Source organism: Paenibacillus antibioticophila, from assembly GCF_000455265.1.
Lineage (GTDB): Bacteria > Bacillota > Bacilli > Paenibacillales > Paenibacillaceae > Fontibacillus > Fontibacillus antibioticophila.
The window spans coordinates 334,063-356,947 of record NZ_HG005140.1 but is presented as its reverse complement, the minus strand read 5'-3'; the positions used below and the strand labels follow the sequence as shown (position 1 = coordinate 356,947).

The following is a 22,885-nucleotide window of genomic DNA, read 5'->3' as shown; positions in this document are numbered from 1 at the left end:
GGTCTTCCATACCTTGTAGGCTTTTTTTCTTTAATTTGTACCTCGATTTATTTAGTTTGTATTCTTTTTGTAATGGCTTTCATTCGGTAAGGTTGAATTGTAAGTTAGACGAAACAATCTAAAAGGGAGGATCATCATGAGAAATAGTAAAAGAAGCTTTTCTTTCGTACTCGCTACTCTGATGGCTCTGGTGCTCGTATTGAGCGCTTGCGGCGGCAAGGACAACAACGCTGCCGAAGGTAACACGGGCACGTCGACAGGCGGCAGTTCGGAAAAGACAGTTAACCTGATTTGGTACACCATCGGGACACCGCAAAAAGATGTGGATCGCGTTATGGAGGAAGTCAGCAAGTATACTAAAGAGAAAATTAACGCAACGATCACTATGAAAATGGTCGACTGGGGCGACTACCAGCAAAAAATGCAAGTAAACGTTGCTTCCGGTGAGCCAATGGATATCATCTTCACTTCCGCCGGCGGCTTTGACTATGTACAAAATGCAAGAAAGGGAGCCTTCATGGTTCTCGATGATCTGTTAGAGCAATATGGACAAGATCTGAAGAACACGATCGACCCTGCCTTCCTCGAAGGATCCAAGGTTGATGGACATAACTATGGTATTCCTGCTAACAAAGAGCTGCCACAACAAGAAGTATGGCGCTTTAACAAGCAATTCCTTGATAAATACAACCTGGACATCTCGAACGTCCGCTCCTTGGAAAGCATTGAGCCGCTGTTGAAGACCATCAAGGAAAATGAGCCAACGATCACAGCGTTCGCTATGGATAAGAACTACGTTCCTTATGTCCCTTACGACTATGTAGTTCAAAATCTGCCGATGGCTGTAAAGCTGGATACAACAGATTATAAAATCGTCAACATCCTTGAAACCCAAGAAATGAAAGACGCTCTGAATTTGATGCGTAAGTACTACAAAGCAGGTTACATTGCTCCTGAAGCTGCAACTACCGGCTCCACCAGTGACCTGATGACTTCTTCGATGTGGTTCATGGACCGTGCGCAAACTCAACCGTCTGCGGATAACCTCTGGTCCCAAAGCTATGGCTACCCAGTTGTTTCCACACCAGCGAGTGATGCAATCATCACGAACACATCGGTACAAGGTTCGATCATGGCAATCTCCGCTAACTCCGAATATCCGGAAAAAGCGATGGAATTCCTGAACTTGCTGAACACCGATCCGGTATTGCGCAACATGGTTGACTCCGGTATCGAAGGCGTTCACTACAACAAGACGGATGAGACGCACTATGAAAATCTGCCTGAGTCGAAGAACTACGATATGCCTTCGTACTCCTTGGGTAACAACATGCTCCTTTACCTGAATGCTAACGATCCTGATGATAAATGGGAGCAATTCAAAACCTTTAACGCTGCTGGCGTTGACTCGCCGATTCTGAGCTTCAACTTTGACAGCACGAAAGTTGCTTCGGAAATGGCGGCTATACAGAACGTGAAGGAACAATACTGGTCTTCCCTGATGACAGGTACTGTAGAACCTGATGAGTTCTTGCCTAAAGCGATTGAAAAGTTCAAAGAAGCAGGTCTTGACAAGGTAATTGCTGAGGCCCAAACCCAGCTCGATGCCTGGAGAGCTGCGAACAACAAGTAATAATTAAAGAAGTTTCGGGATCGGGCGGGTGATAACATCGCCCGATCCTTTTTCATTATTTTTTGACAGGAGGGGAATAAGGTGGCCGCATTTTTTAGAAATCTGCTCAAAAACAAAGTCATGCTCTTCATGGTGTTGCCCGGCGCGCTTTGGTTTTTCTTCTTTTCTTACATGCCTCTAGTAGGGACCATCGCTGCCTTCAAACAGTACCGCTTCAGCAGAGAAGGGTTCTGGGCTAGCCTTGCAAAGAGTGAATGGGTTGGCTGGGACAACTTCAAGTTTTTGTTCAGTACAAATGACGCGCTTTTAATTACACGAAACACGTTGCTCTATAACATTGCATTTATCTTTATCGGATTGGTGCTGTCGGTAGCCATGGCCGTACTGTTATCCGAGCTTGTGAACAAAAGATTGGCGAAGGTTTATCAAACCGGTATGTTTCTGCCGTATTTCCTGTCATGGGTTATTGTCGGCTATTTTGCGTTCAGCTTCCTGAGCATGGATCGCGGGATGTTCAACCAAATTATCAGCTGGTTTGGCGGAGATCCGATTCAATGGTATTCCGAAGCGAAATACTGGCCCTATATTTTGATTTTTGTAAGCTTGTGGAAATCCATTGGCTACAACAGCGTCGTGTACCTTGCATCCATTATGGGTATCGACAAATCGCTTTATGAAGCAGCAATGATTGACGGCGCCAACAAATGGCAGCAAGTGAAAAATATTACGATTCCAATGCTGTCCCCGATTATTATCATTATGACCTTGCTGGCGGTAGGGAAGATCTTCTACGCCGATTTCGGTCTGTTCTATCAAGTACCAAGAGATTCCGGTCCGCTGTATGCCGTTACAAACGTTATCGATACTTATGTATACCGTGGTCTGAAGACATCCGGGGAAATCGGCATGAGTACGGCAGCCGGCCTTTATCAATCGGTAGTCGGCTTTGCCCTCGTCATGGTCTCCAACTATGTTGTACGTAAAATCGATAAAGACAGTGCCCTATTCTAAAACAGCTGAAAGGAGTGTCAGACAATGGCGGGAGTAATTAGAAGAAATAAGGACTTTCATCAGGTAGGTACAGGTTGGAACGTTGTGCTGAACCTGATTGCAGGTATATTTGCATTTCTGTGTGTGTTTCCGTTCCTGTTCGTCGTGATCATCTCGTTAACCGATGAGAAGACGCTGGCAACGGATGGTTACCGTATCCTTCCGGCTCAATGGAGCTTGGAAGCTTACCGGTATGTGTTCCAGAGCGGCGATATGCTGCTTCGCTCCTATGGAGTGACCATTTTTGTCACCTTGGTCGGAACAGTTATCAGTTTGATTATGATTTCCTTGTACGCTTACGCCATTTCACGGAACAGCTTCCGGTACCGGCGCTTTTTCTCGGTGTTTGCGATCGTAACCATGCTGTTCAACGGCGGTATGATCCCAACCTATATGGTAGTCTCCCAGCTTATGGGGCTTAAAAATACGGTGTGGGCTCTGATTTTGCCGCTGGCTATGAATGCATTCTATATTATGATTTTACGGACGTTCTACAGTACCAGCGTCCCTGAGGCGGTCATTGAATCGGCGCGGATTGATGGAGCGGGAGATTTCTATATCTTCTTGCGCATCGTGCTTCCGTTGTCGCTCCCTGGGTTAGCCACGATCGGTCTGTTCAGTACCCTCGGATATTGGAACGACTGGTTTAATGCCTTGCTGTACATCGATGTGCCAAACCTTGTACCGCTGCAGTCGATGCTGATGCGTATCGAATCAAGCATTGCCTTTATTCAGCAAAACTCGCAAAACAGCTCGCTCAGCTTGACCGCGCTGCAATCTATTCCGCAGGATACCTCGCGGATGGCGATGGTCGTGCTTGCAACACTGCCGATTATTTTCGCCTACCCGTTCTTCCAACGCTACTTCGTGCAAGGTCTGACGGTAGGTGCAGTTAAAGAATAAAAAGGAGCGAGGACGTTGATCTACAAGGACAGGACAAAACCGATTCCGGAACGAGTAGAGCATTTGCTTGGACTAATGACTTTGGAAGAAAAGGCCGGCCAGCTGGTTCAACCGTTCGGTTGGCAGACCTATGAACATATAAACGGAGAAATTCGTCTTACCGAAGCTTTTAAAAAGCAAATTGAGCAAGCGGGTGTTGGTTCGCTATACGGTGTGCTGCGCGCCGATCCCTGGACAGGGGTCACGCTGGAAAGCGGCCTCTCGCCGCGTGAGGGAGCCGAAGCGGTCAACACGATTCAACGCTACGCGATCGAGAATTCGCGGCTGGGCATTCCGATCCTGATCGGAGAAGAATGCTCGCATGGTCACATGGCCATTGGTGCGACCGTCTTTCCGGTTCCCCTCTCGCTGGGCAGTACCTGGAACGTAGATTTGTACCGTGAAATGTGCCGTGCTGTTGGCCGCGAGACACGCAGCCAGGGCGGAGCGGTAACCTACTCTCCGGTGCTTGATGTGGTTCGCGATCCCCGCTGGGGACGGACCGAGGAATGCTTCGGCGAGGATGCGCATCTGATTAGTGAAATGGCCGTGGCATCCGTAGAGGGTCTTCAGGGCGAGAAGCTGGACGGAGAGGATAGCGTAGCCGCGACATTGAAGCACTTTGTCGGCTACGGAAGCTCCGAGGGCGGCAGAAATGCCGGTCCGGTGCATATGGGGCGCCGGGAACTGCTCGAGGTGGATCTTTTGCCATTCCGCAAGGCGGTAGAGGCAGGAGCGGCTTCGATCATGCCGGCGTATAACGAAATTGACGGCGTACCTTGTACGACCAACCAGGAACTGCTTGAGGATGTATTGCGTAACGATTGGGGCTTTGACGGCATGGTCATCACCGATTGCGGTGCCATTGATATGCTGGCTTCCGGGCACGATGTAGCGGCCGATGGCCGTGACGCGGCCGTTCAGGCTATCCGGGCAGGAATCGATATGGAAATGTCCGGTGAAATGTTCGGCAAGCATCTTGTCAAGGCTGTCCATGCAGGCCAATTGGAAGAGGAAGTGCTGGACCGCGCGGTACGCCGCGTTCTGACGCTGAAATTCCGCCTGGGTCTGTTTGAGTCGCCTTATGCTGACCCAGATCGGGCCGAGCAGGTGATCGGCAGTGCAGAGCATGTGGAGCTGGCCCGCAAGCTGGCCGGGGAAGGTATTGTTCTGCTGAAAAATGAAGGGGTATTGCCGCTGGCGCCGGGCGCCGGCAAGATCGCTGTGATTGGCCCCAATGCCGACGTGGGTTATAATCAGCTTGGAGACTACACGTCGCCACAGCCACGGGACAAGGTGACGACGGTGCTTGGAGGCATCCGCACCAAGCTGGCTGATACGCCTGAGCAAGTGCTGTATGCGCCGGGTTGCCGGATCAAGGGCGATTCCCGGGAAGGCTTTGAATTTGCTTTATCTACAGCAGAGCAGGCAGATACGGTAGTTATGGTCGTTGGCGGCTCCAGTGCCCGGGATTTCGGTGAGGGCAGTATTGATCTCAAGACAGGCGCTTCCAAAGTAACCGGCAACTCCGAGAGTGATATGGACTGCGGCGAAGGTATTGACCGCTTGTCGCTGTCACTGTCGGGAGTTCAGCTGGAACTGATTCAGGAGATTCATAAGCTGGGCAAACCGTTGGTTGTCGTCTATATCAATGGCCGGCCAATCGCCGAGCCTTGGATCGATGAGCATGCGGATGCGATCCTGGAGGCCTGGTACCCGGGCCAAGAGGGCGGCCATGCCGTGGCGGATATTTTGTTCGGTGATGTGAACCCGTCCGGACGCTTGACCGTTTCCATTCCGAAGCATGTTGGACAGCTTCCGGTGTACTACAACGGCAAGCGCTCGCGCGGCAAACGCTATCTGGAAGCGGACTCGCAGCCAAGATATCCTTTCGGCTTCGGACTCAGCTATACGGAGTTTACTTACGACAAGCTAAGTGTCTCTTCAGACAGCATCCATAAGAATGAAGAGGTTCAGGTGCGGGTTGAAGTGAAGAACACAGGGCAACGCGCAGGGGCCGAAGTGGTTCAACTGTACGTGACGGATGTCGCGAGCACAGTTACTCGGCCGGGCAAAGAGCTGAAAGGCTTCCGTAAGGTATTTTTACAGCCGGGCGAAACCCAGACGGTTGAGTTTACCGTAGGGCCGGAACAACTGCAATACATCGGAGCGAACTACGAGCCGGTGGTCGAGCCTGGAGAGTTCCAAGTGCATGTCGGCAAACATGTGAATGAATTACTGAGCGCCAATTTTATTGTGCGGGAGGACTAATATTATATGGAACGGATCAGACGTTTTATCCGGGAGCTGACAGAGGCTCAGTGGCTGGAGCAACGCAGCCTTGATTGGAAGATTACCGCCAATACTTACCTGATTCCAGGCAAGTATACGGAGGAGAAGCCGTATCTCGAGGACGGAACACTGGATAGATTTCCAAGTACACAGGGCACAACCTACTTCTTCCGGACGAAGCTGGACATTCCGGAACCATGGCAGGCCGGCCATGTCGGACTGGTCTTCGCCTCGGGCGGAGAAGGGCTGCTGCGCATCAACGGCAAATCGGCACAGGGCTTGGACCGCAATCATACCTTTGTTACCTTGAACACAGCAGAGCCAGGGCAATCCCTGGAGCTGGAGATCGAGCTGTATGACCCGATTCCGGAGCCGGTTGACCCATTGAATAAACAGGCTGTCATTCAGCCTCCGATCACGCGGGTTGACAGCCAGCTTGTGCTCGTCAATCGGGCGGTACAGAGCTTGATGTACACGGCGACGGTGATTCGCGATTCGGCAGTTCTGCTGCCTGAGCAAGATTTCCGCCGTACGCGCCTGATCGAGGCGCTGTACACCGCTATGGATGAATTTGTTGCGCTCGACGAGGCGGCGATCCGCGAAGGCAGCTCGCTAACCGGGATTGAACAGCGGCTGTCGGCCCGGGTGAAGGAAATTGGCGGCAATGCCGAGGGCCTGATTCATATGGTGGGTCAATCCCATATTGATATCGCCTGGTTATGGCCGATTCGGGAAACAGTGCGTAAGGCTAGCCGGACCTTTTCAACCGTGGATGCCCTGATGAAGGAATATCCGCAGTACCGGTATGCGCAGAGTCAACCGCAGCTATTTGCCTATCTGAAGGATAACGATCCCGAGCTGTATGAACGAGTGAAGGAGAGAATCAAGGAAGGACGCTGGGAACTGGTCGGTGGAATGTGGGTCGAGCCGGATCTGAACTTGCCGAGCGGAGAATCGTTGATGCGGCAAATGCTGTATGGACAACGCTTCTACCGGGAGGAATTCGGGCTGACCTCGGATATCGAATGGCTGCCGGATACGTTTGGTTACTGCGCTTCGCTGCCGCAAATTTTGCAGCACGGGGGCATCCGTTATTTCATGACCACAAAGCTGGGCTGGAATGACACCAACGTATTCCCTTACGACCTGTTCCATTGGGTAGGCATTGACGGAACGCCGATGCTGTCCTACTTGAACCATGGCGTTAACGAAAATACGCTGCCCAAGGATGTGCACGAGCACTGGCAGTCCTTCCGCGAGAAGGCTGTTCATCCGGAGCAGATGCTGTTATACGGGCATGGAGACGGCGGCGGCGGAGTTACGCGCGAAATGCTGGAATACATTGACCGGGCCGATCTGATGGTGGGCCAGCCGGGCAGCGAATACAGTACAGCCGCAGCATTCTTCGCCGGCATTGAAGCCGCTAAGCCGAAGCTTCCCGCCTGGCACGGTGATCTGTATCTCGAGCTGCATCGCGGCACGTATACCACGCACGGACGCAACAAGCGCAGCAACCGGAAGGCGGAAATTCTGTACCGTGAAGCCGAGGTCTGGAACACGCTGGCAGCTCCGTCCATGCCTGGAGAGCGTCAAATCGAGGCTCGGGACTCGCTGCATGACGGCTGGAAGCTGATTCTGCTCAATCAGTTCCATGACATTATCCCTGGCTCCGCGATTACGGAAGCCTATGAAACTTCCACCAAGGAATATACGGAGGTTTTCGAAAAGGGAAATATCGGTCTGCAACATGGTCTGGAAGCACTGGCAGCCCAAGTATCGACAGCAGGCGAAGGCAAGCCTTATATCATCTTTAACAGCCTGGGCTGGTCCCGGGATATGATCGTATCCCTGCGTGAATTATCCTCCGAAAGCGGCTTGGCTGTATATGATGAGCAGGGAGTACGTCTTCCATACGAAGTACGTTCAGATCTCGATGGGGATGTAACGGCTAGACTGCGTGTGCCTGGCGTGCCTGCTCTCGGCTACAAAACGGTCTGGCTGCGTAAAGAGGAGCCTGCAGGAGCATCTTCGACAGCTGCGACAGCAGCGGCGGAGCAGGAGCTAAAGGGGGAATGGGAGACTTCCTATTACCGCCTGAAGTTCAACGAGCGCGGCGAAATCGTCAGCTTGTGGGATAAGACCGCCCGGCGTGAGATTGTGAAAGCCGGCGAAGCGGCCAACCGATTCCATTTCTATCATGACCGTCCGACGCTGTGGGATGCCTGGGATATTGATCCTCGCTACGAGCAGCAGCCGGCTGGCGATGTGAAGCTGATAGAAAGTGCAGTGGCAGCAAAAGGACCTGTTCAAGACGTGCTGCGATTCCGCTATCGTCTGGGGCAGTCAGAGATCGTTCAGGATATGATTCTGTATCATCATGACCGGCGGATCGATTTCCATACGAAGGTAAGCTGGAACGAGTCCCATAAGCTGTTGAAGGTCGGATTCCCGGTAGACGTTGTCACGGATAAAGCGACATATGAGATTCCATTTGGTGCTCTGGAGCGTCCGACGCATCGCAATACCAGCTGGGAGCAAGCGCAATTCGAAGTATGCGGACACCGCTTTGCGGATGTCTCCGAACGGGGATATGGCGTTAGCCTGCTGAACGATTGCAAATACGGCTACGATATTCAAGGCAGCACGATGCGTCTGTCCCTGTTGCGTGCGCCGAAATGGCCGGATATCAGCGCCGATCTGGGCGAGCATGAGTTTACGTATTCGCTGTATCCGCACCAAGGGGACTGGCAGACGGCCCATACACTGCGTGCGGCGGCGGAGCTGAATCACACGCCGGTTGTCCTGGCAGCCGAGCCCCATGAAGGCGAATTACCTTCTGCAGCAACTTTAATTGATTTTACCGGCGAGCATGTTGTACTGGATACGGTCAAGCCGGCAGAAGACGGAGACGCTGTGATTGTTCGCTTGTATGAATCCGCTGGCGGACGCGAGCAGGTTTCTCTGAGCTGGCCAGGTCTGAAGCAAGCTTGTCTGTCCAATGCATTGGAAGAGGACGGGGAAGGACTGTCGACGACAGAAGGCCGTATAGAGCTGAGCTTTGCTCCGTTTGAGATCAAGACGGTGAAAATTTATTTGTAATACTAAGAAAAGCGGAAACTATGGATTAAAGGAGTGGAACCTGCATGGAACAATTCAGACTTCCTAAGATAGATATGCCGGCATTGGAGTTGCCGGCAGCCGTTCAATCCGTTCTGTCCGAAGCAGAGGAGAAGCTGGCCCATCGCCCTAAGCTGCTCAAGCTGTTCAAGAACTGCTTCCCGAACACACTGGAGACCACGACCAAGCTGATGGAGGATGGCACGACCTTCGTCATCACGGGGGATATCCCGGCCTCTTGGCTGCGCGACTCCGTGGAGCAGGTCATTCATTATGTGCCGCTTGCCAAGGAAGATGCGGATTTGCAGCGTATTATAGCAGGCTTGATCAAGCGCCATATTCAGTACGTGCAGATCGATCCATATGCGAATGCATTCAATGAAACCTCTAATGATTGGCACTGGAACGCCGTAGACAAGACGGACATGTCGCCTTGGGTGTGGGAACGCAAATTCGAGATCGATTCCTTGTGTTTTGTTGTTCGTCTTGCTTATACGTACTGGAAGGAGACAGGACGCGCCGATATTTTCGATGCCGGCTTCAAGGCAGCGATGCGCACGATCTATGATGTGTTCCGGACTGAGCAGCATCATGCCGAGCAATCGCCATACCGCTTCATGCGGAACAATGGCATTCCGGAGGACTCGCTGCAGAACCAGGGACTCGGCATGCCGGTGAACTATACCGGGATGATCTGGTCCGGCTTCCGTTCCAGCGACGATGCTTGCGATTTCCATTACAACATCCCTGGAAATATGTTTGCCGTAGTGACCCTGCGTCAAATGCAGGAATTTGCGGAATGGGTATTCCGTGACCTGGAATTCATGGAGGAGCTGAAGCAGCTCGAGCTGGAAGTGGATCACGGGATCAAGCTGTACGGTATTTATCGCCATCCGGAATTCGGACCGATCTATGCCTACGAGACAGATGGCTTCGGCAACTATTGCCTGATGGACGATGCAGGAACGCCAGGAATTATGTCGATTCCTTACCTCGGCTATGTCACAGCGGATGATCCGATTTACCAGAACTCCAGACGCTTTGCACTGAGCAAGGAGAACCCGTTCTATTTTGAAGGTAAAGCAGCCAAGGGAATCGGCAGTCCGCATACACCGAAGGATTATATCTGGCATATGGCTTTGTCGATGCAGGGAATTACGGCGACGACAGCGGAAGAAAAGCTGGAAATGATCTCGATGCTGGAAGCGACGGATGCGGATACGGGCTTTATGCATGAAGGCTTCCATGCCGACGATCCAACCGTCTTCACCCGCAAATGGTTCGCCTGGTCTAACAGTCTGTTCTCCCAACTCGTCTATCGGGCGATGAAGGACGGCATTTTGTAAGTATTTTGCTTAAAATAAATGTTCAAAAAGTCAGCTTTTCAGCACCGAGAAGCTTGGATGAAGACGAGGCCTGAGTAGCGGAGCGTAGGGAAACCCTACGTGAGCAACGGAAGGACCGGCTGAATTCAAGATTCGATGTCGAAACCGCTCCATGAACTGCTTCGTGATCAAAAGATGACTTTTTGAACTACCTCTAAAAAAAGGAGATATGAACATGGCTAAAATTATTGGTAACGCACTGCCAAATATTCCTTGGCAAGAGAAGCCGGCAGGCACCAACTCGCCGGTTTGGCGCTATTCCGCCAACCCAATCATCCCGCGGGATGCGATTCCGAACTCGAACAGTGTGTTCAATTCCGCGGTTATTCCGTTTGGAGACGGCTTTGCAGGGGTGTTCCGCTGTGATTCCAAATCGGTCAGCATGGATATTTTTGCAGGCTTCAGTAAGGATGGCATCAATTGGGAAATCAATCATGAGCCCATCCAGTTCGAAGGCGACGAGTATATCACCAAGAGGGAGTATCGTTATGACCCTCGGGTGTGCCAAATCGGGGACCGTTATTACATTACCTGGTGTAACGGCTACCATGGCCCAACGATCGGCCTGGCGTATACGACCGATTTCAAGACCTTCCATCAGCTCGAAAATGCGTTCCTTCCGTACAACCGTAACGGCGTGCTGTTTCCGCGCAAAATCGGGGGTAACTACGCGATGGTCAGCCGTCCGAGCGACACCGGGCATACTCCGTTCGGCGACATTTTCTACAGCGAGAGCCCTGACCTGACATTCTGGGGCAAACACCGCTATGTGATGGGAACCATCAATGGCGATGCTTCGGCATGGCAGTCCAAGAAAATCGGACCGGGACCCGTTCCGATCGAAACGGATAAAGGCTGGCTGTTGATTTATCATGGGGTTATTAATACATGCAATGGCTTTGTATACCGCATGGGTGTTGCCCTGCTGGACAAGGATCAGCCTTGGAAGGTATTGGGACGTTCGCGGAACTATATCCTCGGGCCTCAAGAGCTGTATGAGTGCGTAGGCGACGTACCGAACGTAACGTTCCCTTGCGCGGCATTGACTGATGCCGATACAGGCCGTATCGCTATTTATTACGGCTGTGCAGATACAGTGACAGGCATTGCCTTCACAACTGCAGATGAATTGATCGAATATATGGAGAAGTTCCCGCTGGAAGAGGCATAAGCCTGTCCGGACTTTAGAGGAGCCGCTGTCTTGCTTCATCCGGAGGAAGAGGGCGGCTTCTCCCTGCGTGATCAGGTGTATTTGTGAGCGCAAAAAAGACAATTTGCATACTAATCAAAGGGTGGGAGGCGTAGACATGACCAAAAAGAGAAGAGCACATATTATTTCCCATACACACTGGGACCGGGAATGGTATTTGCCATATGAGAAGCACCATGTCCGGCTGATCGCATTGGTGGATGCCCTGCTGGACAAGCTGGATCAGGGCGGAGAGTTCAAGAGCTTTTACCTCGACGGACAGACCATTATTCTGGAGGACTATTTCCAGGTTCGTCCGGAGAACAAGGAGCGTCTGGAGAAGCACATCCGGGACGGACGGATTCTAATCGGTCCATGGTATATCTTACAGGATGCCTTCTTGACGAGCGGTGAAGCCAATGTACGTAATATGCAAATCGGGCATCAGGACGCCAAACGCTATGGTGAGCCGGCAAAAATCGGTTATTTCCCGGATACGTTCGGGCTGGTTGGACAGACTCCGCAATTGATGCAGCAATCCGGCATCGGCAACGCCTTCTTTGGACGCGGCGTAAAGCCTACGGGCTTCAATAATACCGTAGCGGACGGGGGCTATGAATCCTCCTTCTCCGAGTTGATCTGGGAAGGCCCGGATGGTTCGAAGGTATTGGGCATTCTATTCGCGAACTGGTATTCCAACGGGAATGAAGTACCGGTTGAAGAAGAGGCGGCGAGAGCTTACTGGGACCGGAAGCTGGCTGATGCGGAGAAATATGCGTCGACTGGTGAGCTGCTGTACATGAACGGGTGCGATCATCAGCCGATCCAGCTGGATCTGCCTGAGGCGATTGCTATGGCGGAGAAGCTGTATCCGGATACCGAGTTCATCCATTCCAATCTGCCAGATTACTTAAAGGCGCTGGAACAGGCATCCGAAGGCAAAACCTTGTCTACGGTACAAGGAGAGCTGCGCAGCCAAAGAACGGATGGCTGGGGAACCCTGGTGAATACCGCCTCGGCACGGGTTTACTTGAAGCAGATGAACCAGGAAGGCCAGGCGGTGCTGGAGAAGGTAGCGGAGCCGCTAGCATCGATGGCGCATCTGTTGGGCAAGAAGTACCCGCATCATCTGTTCACCTATGCGTGGAAGACCCTGATGCAGAACCATCCTCATGACAGCATTTGCGGCTGCAGCGTGGATGAGGTGCATCGCGAGATGGTTACGCGATTCGCCAAGAGCAAGGATGTGGCGGAGACAATTATCGACGACAGCAAGACCGTTATCGCGGATGCTGTTGATACTTCCGGATTTGCCGCTTATGGGGAGGACCCGCTTCCGGTACTTGCCTTCAACACAACCGGTTGGACACGCAGCGGCGTGATTACAGTGGAGCTGGATGCAGCAAGATTGTACCTGCGCGAGGGCTTTACCCTGGAAGAAACCGCCCGCCGCATGAAAGAGACGGATCTGAGCGGCCGGGTACTGGTAGATGAGCAAGGCAATGTCGTTGATTGCACGGTAGAAGACCTCGGTTTACTGTTCGGTTATGATCTGCCGGATGACCGGTTCCGTCAGCCTTATATGTGCCGCAAGGTTCGGATTACCTTCCGCGCGGCGGATGTTCCGGCATTGGGCTTGCGGGCATATGCCTGGGTACGCAGTGCGAAGAGTTCGGCATCAGCTGCTTCAACATTGCTGACCGGTAACCGAACGCTTGAGAATGCTTCGCTGAAGGTGGAAATTTCCGAAGACGGATCGTTTGTACTGACAGACAAGATCTCAGGCCGGGTCTACCGGGATCTTGGGGTTTATGAGAACACCGGGGATATCGGTAATGAATATATGTACAGACAGCCGGAAGGGGAGTCCCCGCTGACAACCAAGGGCCTGCCTGCAGACATTACAGTGCTGGATGACAAGCCATACCGTGCATCTGTGAAAATAGCTCATCAATGGCTCATCCCGGCTTCTGCGGATGAATTGCTGGATCAAGAGCAGCGCGAGCTGGTTTATTATCCGAATCGCAAGGCACAGCGCAGCAAGACGCTCGTTCCGATGGAGATCGTAACGGTATTGTCGCTGGAGGCAGACGGCAAGGGATTGCAAATTGAAACCAAGCTGAACAATCAAGCGAAGGATCATCGGGTACGCATGCTGTTCCCTACGGATCTCCAAGCCTCCCAGCACCGTGTGGACTCGATGTTTGAAATCGCTGAGCGCGACAACAAGCCGGCGCCGGAATGGGAGAATCCGAGCAATACGCAGCACCAGCAAGCCTTCGTTGAAGTTGGCGACGGAAAAGAAGGGCTGGTTGTCGCCAACCTCGGCTTGAATGAATACGAGGTTCTGCGTGACGGACGCAACACGATTGCTGTCACTCTTCTGCGTGCAGTAGGCGAGCTTGGAGACTGGGGATTGTTCCCGACGCCGGAGGCGCAATGCCTTGGCGAGCATACCTTCCAAATGGAAGTTATTCCATACAGCGGCGGCGAGCGCGGAGCACTGGGTGCTTATACGGAGGCTTATCAGTTCCAGATTCCTTGGACGGTGTGCCAGACGGATGTTCATGAAGGAAAGGTTGCTCCGAACTACTCGCCATTGCACTGGGAAAGTGCTGAGCTTGCCTTCTCCTCGATGAAGATGAATGAAGAGACCGGAGACCTTCTGCTTCGCTGGTACAATATGTGCCCTCAAGGCACAGAGCTCAGCCTGAAGCTGGAGATCCCTTCGGATCATATCTACAAGACAACCATTCTGGAGGAACCGGGCAAGCCGCTGACAGTCAATGCAATCGGCGGTCTGTCCCTGCCAGTCGGCAGTTGTGAAATTGTTACACTCGGCATTAACGGAGCCGCTAAATAATGTGATACGACAAAAGGAAAAGCAAGAGACCATCCCGGCATGATTGCCAAGGGCAAGTCTCTTGCTTTTTTGCCCTCTTTCATTTCGTTAAGCAAAAGGAAACCGCTCTCTGGGAAAATGGAGGTACCACCCAACCATAAACCCAAAGGAGACGGTTTCTTTGCACATTCGATATAGCATGGATCAACTCTGTTTACCAATATAGGCAATGCGGTACATTTGATCTAAGGGAAGGAAGGACTTGGTCTAACGGACATTACGTCTCCTTACAATCCGCCTTTGGATGAGCCAGAATTGTAACGGACATTTTGGCTGCTTAGAGAGTAGAATCGAGTGAACCAGAGTCGTTTGAGCGTCCTAAGCGCCCGAAATGTCCGTTATCCCTTCGAATTATGAGAACTAGTCCGCTAAGAGTCTTGAATGTCCGTCAGCATGTTTAAAATGTCCGACAGCGATTTTAGGGAAGAGAAACAGCTACAGCAAAACGGATCATGACGCTGCCTTTGTGCGAATGAAAGAAGACCACATGCGAAACGGTCAACTAAAGCCAGGCTATACTGTCCAGGTCGGCACTGAGCATCAATTCATTATCGAAGGTTCCTGCCTCGAGGCTTATCCAAAGTAAGCCTTGAGGTCGGGTGCTTTCTCTTGACCACAATCTACTCAAAAAATCAGCGGCGGGCGCCAAAAGCCAAGGAATTAAGCGAAGATAGACCGCTTAGCTCCTTGGCTTTTATTAATACTTGTGGGTGTTCCAAAGTGTACTTTTGGGACACCCTCACTTCGAAAGCGTTCGCCTTTGTGAGTGGATTTCAGCCTTATAATATCTCAGTTCAATCAGAGAAACCTACGAATAACAGCGATCGTAAGCACACTTCACACGTTGCCCCGAAACGTAAAAATCAATAGTTCAACTTATATAGACGCTAGGCTTCGTCCCAGAGGCGCTGCACATTTTGGAAGGCGATCCGGGTGCCGGTCAGGCAATCCTCCATGCCTTCATATTCAATCGACAGATATCCGTTATACCCCGAGCGCTTGACCAGCCGCAGGATTTCCCGCAAGTCTAGATCGCCGTGACCGGCAATGGCTCCGCGCAGATAGTTGCCTCCTGCGCTTCGGAACCAGCCTTCGCCAGGATTATGGCGGGAAGGGCGAATATAGAAGTCCTTGATATGCACCATCGAGGCAAGCGGCAAATTGGCTTTCACAGCAGTGACCGGATTTTCATCGACACAGACAAAGTTGCCGACGTCCAGCGTCGTTTGAAAATTAGGACGTCCCACCGCATGGATAAGCGCTTGAACCCGGTCGCTTGCTTGAACATAATAGCCGTGATTCTCGACGCTCGTCGTGATTCCATAGCCGGCCGCATGATCGGCGATCCGCCGGCAGGCCGACGCGATCCGCTCCAGATCTTCATTGAACCGGAGGATGGACGTGTCTTCTCTTGATGCAACATCATGCCGCATCAACTTGACGCCCAAGCGGGCCGCACGGTCAACCTCCGAGATCACTCGTTGAATCTCTGCTTCATAGGCTTCCTCGCTGTCAGTAATAAAATTGGCTCCGATGGCATAATTGGATATGTCTATCGACAAGCTTGCTGCTTTTTGGACTAGCTTCTCTACCAGCTCTGGTGTTTCTTCGAAGCTAAAGCCTAGTCCGGGCACAATTTCAACATGCTGTGCTCCGACTTCCGCTGCCCAAGCAAGCACCTCCTCAATGTTCATGCGGCCTTGATGCATAGCTTGGTACAGACTATACGAGCTGATTCCCAGCTTCATTCTCGCTCATCTCCCTGTTTCTTTATCAATGGATCCGTGCCGGACCGATCACTTATCACTTAGCGAAATTTCCGAATGAATTGGACTGCCTTGGAAATATCGGCAGCCGGATCTGCGCCGACCTCACGCTCGATCGTCAGGTATCCTTGATAGCCAATAGCTTGCAGCGCCTGAAAGTACGCGTTAAAGTCTACATTCCCTTCACCCAGCGGCAGCTCCTCAAAGGCAGAGCCGGAAGCGGCCATGTCGGCAATGGCCTCATGATCCATGGCCGTATAGCCGAGATAGCCGTAAACCTCCTTCGGATCAATCGGGCGATGACGGCGGCCATCCTTCACATGGGTGTGCACAATATAATCCTTTAACAAATGCACGCCCTGTACCGGATCATCTCCGGTAACCATGACCATATTAGCCGGATCGAAGTTAACGGAGACGCCGTTTGTACTGAGCGTATCCAGGAAGCTCTTCAGATGAGCGGCCGGCTCAGGCCCGGTCTCAATGGCGAAGTACGCGTCCAGGCTCTTCGCATAAGTGCCCAGCTCTTCACAAGCCTGCTGCATGGCTGCGTAGATCGGTCCGTTCTTGTCCTCTGGAACAATACCGATGTGCGTCGTAACAATGTTGGTCCCCAGATCCAGGGCAAGCTCCAGAATCCGCTTCGATTTCTCGATCTTGGCCGGGTTGGCCGCAGCATCCTGGAAGCCGTGTCCGGCCAAATCTCCGCACAGCGCGGACACCTCCAAGCCCAGGCCTTCGATAAAGCTTCGCAGCTCACGCCGTTTGCTTGCGGTCAATACCGCAGGATCCATCTCGCCGGAGACGGCATAGATTTGAACGCCGTCTGCTCCAACCTCGCGTGCCTTTCTCAATCCTTCCGGTACCCCGAGGCCGAAGCTGTCTACAATTACACCGATTTTATTGTTCAGTTTCATTTGCATCCTCCCCATCCAAGCGGATTTCCCGTCCTTCAGCTGCGGAACGGTAAATCGCATTCAGTATCTTGATCATCTCAACTCCGTCTTCGACAGGGCAAATATTTTGAGATTCGCCGAGACAATTATCTACGAAATGATGGATTTCCCGGTTGAAGCTGTCCTGGAAGTCAAATCCGGGACGGGTAATCTGCGGGTCAATATTGATGATGGTATTGTGCTGTTCCGTCGCAATCGACAGCTTGGGTTCAATTTCTGCGCCTCCGCGATCTCCGAAGATGCTGACCTGGGCCGAATCGGTTCTGGCATGCAGGGAGAAGCTGACATCGACCATGAGAGAGGCGCCATTCTCGAAGCGGATCAAGGCATTGGCCATATCCTCCACTGTATTCTTGGAGGCATCGTAATCGGCAGCCTGGTAGAAGTCATAGTTCTCGATGTTCGAGCGATTGCCGAGTTTACTGTAAGTGTTGCCGCTTACAGACACTGCCTTAGGCTTGCCCATTAAATACCAGCACAGATCAATGACGTGCACGCCGATATCGATCAATGGGCCGCCGCCGGAGCGTTCCCGGTCTGCAAACCAACCGCCTGGATTGCCCAGACGCCGAACAAGACTGGCCTTGGCATAATAAATTTCACCAAGATCGCCTGCATCAATAAACCGCTTCAGCACTTCGATGTTGGAGGCATGCCGGCGCACGTAGCCGACCTGAAGGAGCTTTCCGCTCTGTCTCACTGCTTGCTCGATCTCGAGTGCCTCTTCGACCGTCTTGCACAGCGGCTTCTCGCAGAGCACGTTCTTGCCTGCCTGCAAGGCAGCGATGCTGATTTCAGCATGAGAATTGTTCCAGGTACAGATGCTAACAGCATCAATTTCAGAGTTGGCCAAAAGCTCTCTGTAGTCCGTATAAGTATGAGGAATCTGATAGCGTTCGGCAACGGCCTGAGCGCGTTCCGGCTTGAGGTCGCATACGGCAACCAGTTTAACTTGGGGATTGGCTGCATAAGCCTTCAAATGAGATTCGGATATGGAGCCGCAGCCGATTAATCCAATGTGTACATATTTCATGACCGGGATTCATCCTTTCCATATAAATATGTTATATTTATTCAACTAAGATTAATCTAGCACAGCTTGTTGAAGGAGAGAATGTGCAGAATGGTAAAGTATATGGACTATATGATCAGCAAAAGTCCGATTCGGGTATTTGCTCCGGCGGTGGATTCAGCGAGGCGAAGAATCAGAACCCTCTCCATGGTAAACGCAGGGCATCTGCCTGGACGGACGCTGCAAAGGGAGAAGGCTGTCTTCAAATACTGGGCGGTTGTCATCATTACTGGAGGCCAGGGGTATTATCAGGTCGATGAAGGAGAGGTCCAGCCGGTAAGAGCAGGCTCCTGGTTCTGCCTTTATCCAGGCAGTGAATTCAACTATGGTCCGGATGAAGGCGGCTATTGGGATGAGTATTATTTCACTGTTGAGGGAAGCCGGCTAGAGGAATGGCTCAGGGACTGGTTGTTTCCTGATGGAAAGGTGCAGCCGGTTGTGGTGGATGAGATGCTGATTCAGCGGATGGAAGGCTTGTTCAGACTGATTGATAGCGGGGCTCCCGATAATCTGGATCGGGCGGTGCTGCAGCTGGAAATGTTCCTCTATGAGCTTGTTTCACTAAAGGAAGGCCATGCAGCAGGCAACCGGGAGCAATTTGCGCTGAGAATTATAGAGGATCTGGGACATTCTCTGGATACCTCGATAACTGCAGTTGCTGCCGCAGCCAAGCATCATATTTCAGTATCGACGCTTCGCCGGATCATTCATGAATATACCGGTTATCCCTTCAATGAATTTATACATCGCCTGAAGGTGGCCGAGGCGCGGAATATCTTGTTGAACACAGAGCTGTCCGTTAAGGAAATTGCCGAGCATTTAGGGTATCACGATATGTTTTATTTTTCTCGTATATTCAAGAGAATCACAGGAGTGGCGCCAAGGGAATACCGGAATCGGGTAGGGCCTTGAACGGGCGTTCCTGGACAGATTATATTATAGAGGTTGTTTTGAACAGCTAATCTTTTGAACTTGTACTATACTGAACATACATATGATAGAAACGGAGTGGGCCTGAATGGCGGAGAAGACGGTAAAGAAATTTTGGCCGGAATGGGAGGGAGAGGCACGCGAAGGGGCGAGCGGCTGGAACAATACAACCCGTTACCTTGAAAATAATGGACTGAACTGCGTGCTGCGCATTTATGAGACGCATCGGGAGGAGAAGAAGGTTGCCTTCGAGCACGACATTTTACTGAAGCTGGCATCAGAACCGCTTAGCTTTCAGATTCCTTCGCCCGTAAAGACGCCGGAGGGAACGACCATTATTCGCATGGAGGACGGAAGCGGCAGATTTGCCTGCCTCTTTGAATATATTGAAGGCGTATCTCCGAAGCCTGAAGCATTCCGGGCCGCATATTCATTTGGCCTGGCGGCAGCTGAGTTATCCGAGACCTTGGCGCGGACCGTTCCCTCTTTAGAGCCGGCCTATCCGCCCTACTACGAGATAACCAAAGCGTATCCTTTATGCAGTCCTGAAACGGTCAAATCCTTCTGTGAGCAGCCTGAGGCTGCATTTGCAGATCTTGGCGAGCCGCTTCGACTGCTGCGCGAGGCTTGCATGGAAGTATTTGACCGTCTGAGTGAGCTGGAGCAGCTGCCAAAGCAGCTAATTCACGGGGATTTGAATCCTTCGAATCTTCTGGTCGATGAGCATCATCCTGAACAAGTGTGCGCACTGTTAGATTTTGAATTTTGTACGATGGATATCCGGGTCATGGAGCCGGCAGTCGTCCTTGCCGATCTTATTGGCAGCGGCAGAAAAGAGCAGGCGGAACAGTTCTGCGCGGGCTTCGGCAGCCGTCTTCGCTTGTCCTCCCAAGAGGTTGCAGTTATTCCACTTCTGCTTCGGCTGCGCAAGGTAGATGTATTCCTTCATTTTATGAGTCGATATTTGAACGGAACAGATGCTCCCGAAGTGTTACGAGCTCAGATTGTAACGCAGGCGGCAGGACTGAGAGAGCTTCGGATGGATACCCTCTGGCTGCGCGATTTGTTGAGAGAGCATCTGCTGGATCACATGAAGCGGGAATAAACAAATTCAAGTGAGCTTGTTGCCATCTTTTTTATATATTTTTCGATATTGAGCCGGTGTGACCCCGTAGACTTTTTTGAATACCGTGTAAAAGGTGTTTAAGGAGGAGAACCCGTAGGCTGAAATAATCGGCTCAATCGGAGAGTCGGATGCCAGCAGTTCCCGGCAAATGCACTCCAGTCGCTTTTGTGAAATCGTATCCGTGATGGATCGGTTGGTTTCCGATTTGTACAGACTCCGCAAATAATTGACGGACAAGCCAAGCTCGTCGGCCAGCATTTTGGAAGACAGATTCGGATTGCTGAGCTGACTTGCGATAATTCTCTCCACGTCCTCAACAAAGCCGGCATTTTTGGATTGACTGCGCGCAGCAGCTAGATCGTCCAATGCTTTCGTCAGCATATGGTCTATCCATGGCACCAGATTGTCCAGTGTTTCAAGCTGGATAATCTGGTTCTCCACCGACGTTAACCCGAAGGAGCTTGGCAGCGGCTTGGCGGACTGATCCTGAATCAGCCGGCGCATATCCATGAACAGCGTAATCAGTGACATTTTGCATTCAAAATAAGGCAGCAGCCGCAGCGCATCCACGGCTTGATGAATAATTTCCAGGGCGGCAGTTGCATTCGTTTTGTGAATCGCCTGGGCCAATTGACGTTCTTTATCAATCGGCAAGTGATAAACCTCTCCTGAATTCCCCTCCAGACCTGTCTTGGCAATTACCGCTCCGTGGCCGAACCGGAATCGCTCCTGTGTCAATTCGTAGGTTTCCAGATAGGCTTCATGGATGTCGCTTAGGCATCGCTGAACTTCTCCCCAAGCAACAGTAGTGCCGATCGATAAATATTGCTGTACAAGCTGCTGAGCGACCTTCAGATTTGCAATAAAATCCTCGGCCTGACTGTTTACGGAGATGATAACGGCGATATGATCATGTCCCATGTCGACCGTTTGAAGATGATGCTCGGTCATTCTCAATGACTCATGGACAATATTGCCCATGGCAAACCGGAGCAATCGGCGATCCTTTTCCGGATAGGTGTCTATAAACTCCGGGAAATAGTCGATCCGAAAAATGACGATCGATACATTCTCCTCCGGCAGCTCAATAGCCCATTCCTCGAATTGACCCTTTATTTCCTCTCTCGATAGTGCCCCCGTGCCGAGAAGTTCACGCAAAAATCGTTCTCTCCCCAATATCTTGCTATGTCTCCAATGGTCGGTCAATTCGATAATCTGCTCTTGCTGTGCAGTAAAGACGCTGGATAGATAGTCCAGTTCATCGGCAGACCGTCCATGACCGAAGGTCTCGGCTTGGTGTTGTCTCATGACATTGCTGACCAGGTCCTGAATCGGAGAGTAGACCCGCTTGGAGATCAAGACAGTGACAGCAAGCGAGGCCAGGAACAGCCCCGAAAATAAAAGTATGCTGAGGTTGCGAAGCACATCGATCTTCTTCAGAATCAGATCCCTCGGGATGCTCTCAATAAAGCTCCAGTTCTGAATCCCTTTAATGGAAGCATTAGAATACACGATCAATTGATTCTCCTGATCGCGCGGCTTGTATATTTCCCATCCGCTCATGCCATCGGCCCGATCTCTGTATTCCTGAATTTGATCTCCATCCAACGGAATACTGCTGTACACTCGTTCGTTATGGTCGTTAAGCACCATGATGATCCGGTCCTGGTATTGAGAATTGTTCTGGAGCAGTGTCATCAGCTCCCGGGTATCGACATTGAGCACAAATGCGGAAATGGAGCTGCCCTTTTCATAGAGTCTGACTATTGTAATGACATCCTTGAAGGCGCCCTCGCTGAGCGGTTCAGGCAGCTTTCTTGGGATCAGCACGGTTTGGTCGGACTGTGCCGGGTCCCGGAGCCGATTCAGGATGTCCTGGTCATAAAAGCCCGAAGCCTCGTTCAGGCCAAGCCTGGAATCGATCACTGTATCTGTATAGTCATTGATCAGATAGACGGAATCAATGGAAGGATTGGACATTTTGATGCCAAGCAGGCGGTTCCATACCTCATAGGTCTCATAATCGCTAAAATGGTCAGAGAGAGCGTATACTTTAAGTTCGCTGTCGTTGCTGGAAGAAAAGGCGAAGTCCAGGGACCACTCCATCAACCGGGCGGTATTTCCGGCTCCGTTCACCAGGAGAGATTCTGAATGCTCTCCGATCTCTTCAACGAGCGTACGGGAGGATTGCGAATAAAGCACCAGGAACGAAATGGCCAGAACCAGCACGTTGGCGCTGACAAAGTAAAAAATAATCCGCATATAAGTCGGGTGCTTTCTGAATGATTTTAAAAGTGGAAATCGGAATTTCATCTACAGGAACCCCCTGCACTTGATAGATCTATAGCCACATTATTGTAGCATACAGGATGATTTCATCAGAGAAATCGTTCATTTCCGGGATCGTGTTGTTTTTGGGAAGGCAGAAATCCGCGTTTATAGGAAAGGGTGAAGCATGCCGGAATTGCCGGGTTTCCCCGGGCTTGATATGGTTGCGTCATCGGGAGCCTGTGCTTTACGCACGC

The 22,885-nt window shown here is 51.5% G+C and carries 14 protein-coding genes; 10 read left to right on the top strand and 4 right to left on the bottom strand.

Going from position 1 to position 22,885, the window contains the following annotated elements:
* The first annotated feature begins 136 nt into the window (after positions 1 to 136).
* The 8 genes from TX85_RS15430 to TX85_RS15395 all read left to right on the top strand — a co-directional run bounded on the left by TX85_RS15430 (position 137) and on the right by TX85_RS15395 (position 14,471).
* Positions 137 to 1,633, top strand: a complete 1,497-nt coding sequence (locus TX85_RS15430; protein WP_044480412.1) for an ABC transporter substrate-binding protein — start codon at positions 137 to 139, stop codon at positions 1,631 to 1,633.
* Positions 1,634 to 1,714: 81 nt separating this feature from the next.
* Entirely contained in the window at positions 1,715 to 2,644 is a 930-nt protein-coding gene (locus tag TX85_RS15425; protein ID WP_101781173.1) for an ABC transporter permease, read from the top strand.
* Between the two features lie 24 nt (positions 2,645 to 2,668).
* Positions 2,669 to 3,586 (top strand): carbohydrate ABC transporter permease, encoded by a 918-nt coding sequence (locus TX85_RS15420; RefSeq protein WP_044480411.1) that lies wholly within the window; start codon positions 2,669 to 2,671, stop codon positions 3,584 to 3,586.
* Positions 3,587 to 3,661: 75 nt separating this feature from the next.
* The gene (locus TX85_RS15415) at positions 3,662 to 5,896 is read left to right on the top strand and encodes a glycoside hydrolase family 3 N-terminal domain-containing protein (RefSeq protein ID WP_187375171.1); all 2,235 of its coding nucleotides are present in this window, start codon (positions 3,662 to 3,664) and stop codon (positions 5,894 to 5,896) included.
* A 6-nt stretch (positions 5,897 to 5,902) separates the two neighbouring features.
* Positions 5,903 to 9,016, top strand: coding sequence for an alpha-mannosidase (locus TX85_RS15410; RefSeq protein ID WP_044480409.1), 3,114 nt, complete (start codon positions 5,903 to 5,905; stop codon positions 9,014 to 9,016).
* A 44-nt stretch (positions 9,017 to 9,060) separates the two neighbouring features.
* The gene (locus TX85_RS15405; protein ID WP_044480408.1) at positions 9,061 to 10,380 is read left to right on the top strand and encodes a glycoside hydrolase family 125 protein; all 1,320 of its coding nucleotides are present in this window, start codon (positions 9,061 to 9,063) and stop codon (positions 10,378 to 10,380) included.
* Between the two features lie 214 nt (positions 10,381 to 10,594).
* A complete protein-coding gene (locus tag TX85_RS15400) occupies positions 10,595 to 11,590 on the top strand; it encodes a glycoside hydrolase family 130 protein (RefSeq protein ID WP_044480407.1) in 996 nt (331 codons plus the stop codon).
* 136 nt (positions 11,591 to 11,726) lie between these two features.
* On the top strand, positions 11,727 to 14,471 hold the full coding sequence (locus TX85_RS15395) for an alpha-mannosidase (protein ID WP_044480406.1): 2,745 nt from the start codon (positions 11,727 to 11,729) through the stop codon (positions 14,469 to 14,471).
* A 926-nt stretch (positions 14,472 to 15,397) separates the two neighbouring features.
* On the opposite strand, the gene TX85_RS15390 is transcribed toward TX85_RS15395, so the two are convergent.
* The 3 genes from TX85_RS15390 to TX85_RS15380 are packed head-to-tail and all read right to left on the bottom strand — an operon-like array spanning position 15,398 to position 18,265.
* Positions 15,398 to 16,258 (bottom strand): sugar phosphate isomerase/epimerase family protein, encoded by an 861-nt coding sequence (locus TX85_RS15390; protein WP_044480405.1) that lies wholly within the window; start codon positions 16,256 to 16,258, stop codon positions 15,398 to 15,400.
* 59 nt (positions 16,259 to 16,317) lie between these two features.
* Complete coding sequence (locus TX85_RS15385) at positions 16,318 to 17,199, bottom strand: sugar phosphate isomerase/epimerase family protein (protein ID WP_044480404.1); 882 nt, start codon at positions 17,197 to 17,199, stop codon at positions 16,318 to 16,320.
* Positions 17,177 to 18,265 carry a Gfo/Idh/MocA family protein gene (locus TX85_RS15380; protein ID WP_044480403.1) on the bottom strand — a complete coding sequence of 363 codons (1,089 nt, stop codon included), beginning with the start codon at positions 18,263 to 18,265 and terminating at the stop codon, positions 17,177 to 17,179. The genes TX85_RS15385 and TX85_RS15380 overlap by 23 nt, the downstream gene beginning before the upstream one ends.
* Positions 18,266 to 18,376: 111 nt before the next feature.
* Between TX85_RS15380 and TX85_RS15375 the strand changes: the two genes are divergently transcribed.
* Both TX85_RS15375 and TX85_RS15370 read left to right on the top strand, forming a co-directional pair.
* A complete protein-coding gene (locus TX85_RS15375) occupies positions 18,377 to 19,216 on the top strand; it encodes a helix-turn-helix domain-containing protein (RefSeq protein ID WP_233500764.1) in 840 nt (279 codons plus the stop codon).
* A 106-nt stretch (positions 19,217 to 19,322) separates the two neighbouring features.
* The gene (locus TX85_RS15370) at positions 19,323 to 20,339 is read left to right on the top strand and encodes a phosphotransferase (RefSeq protein WP_044480400.1); all 1,017 of its coding nucleotides are present in this window, start codon (positions 19,323 to 19,325) and stop codon (positions 20,337 to 20,339) included.
* 6 nt (positions 20,340 to 20,345) lie between these two features.
* Here the strand turns inward: TX85_RS15370 and TX85_RS15365 are convergent, their stop codons facing one another.
* Positions 20,346 to 22,673, bottom strand: a complete 2,328-nt coding sequence (locus tag TX85_RS15365; RefSeq protein WP_044480399.1) for a helix-turn-helix transcriptional regulator — start codon at positions 22,671 to 22,673, stop codon at positions 20,346 to 20,348.
* Positions 22,674 to 22,885: the final 212 nt, after the last annotated feature.

Coding starts and splice junctions, on each gene's coding strand:
- TX85_RS15430 (WP_044480412.1), top strand. CDS start 137: ATGAGAAATAGTAAAAGAAGCTTTTCTTTCGTACTCGCTACTCTGATG.
- TX85_RS15420 (WP_044480411.1), top strand. CDS start 2,669: ATGGCGGGAGTAATTAGAAGAAATAAGGACTTTCATCAGGTAGGTACA.
- TX85_RS15415 (WP_187375171.1), top strand. CDS start 3,662: ATGACTTTGGAAGAAAAGGCCGGCCAGCTGGTTCAACCGTTCGGTTGG.
- TX85_RS15410 (WP_044480409.1), top strand. CDS start 5,903: ATGGAACGGATCAGACGTTTTATCCGGGAGCTGACAGAGGCTCAGTGG.
- TX85_RS15405 (WP_044480408.1), top strand. CDS start 9,061: ATGGAACAATTCAGACTTCCTAAGATAGATATGCCGGCATTGGAGTTG.
- TX85_RS15400 (WP_044480407.1), top strand. CDS start 10,595: ATGGCTAAAATTATTGGTAACGCACTGCCAAATATTCCTTGGCAAGAG.
- TX85_RS15395 (WP_044480406.1), top strand. CDS start 11,727: ATGACCAAAAAGAGAAGAGCACATATTATTTCCCATACACACTGGGAC.
- TX85_RS15390 (WP_044480405.1), bottom strand. CDS start 16,258: ATGAAGCTGGGAATCAGCTCGTATAGTCTGTACCAAGCTATGCATCAA.
- TX85_RS15385 (WP_044480404.1), bottom strand. CDS start 17,199: ATGCAAATGAAACTGAACAATAAAATCGGTGTAATTGTAGACAGCTTC.
- TX85_RS15380 (WP_044480403.1), bottom strand. CDS start 18,265: ATGAAATATGTACACATTGGATTAATCGGCTGCGGCTCCATATCCGAA.
- TX85_RS15375 (WP_233500764.1), top strand. CDS start 18,377: ATGATCAGCAAAAGTCCGATTCGGGTATTTGCTCCGGCGGTGGATTCA.
- TX85_RS15370 (WP_044480400.1), top strand. CDS start 19,323: ATGGCGGAGAAGACGGTAAAGAAATTTTGGCCGGAATGGGAGGGAGAG.
- TX85_RS15365 (WP_044480399.1), bottom strand. CDS start 22,673: ATGAAATTCCGATTTCCACTTTTAAAATCATTCAGAAAGCACCCGACT.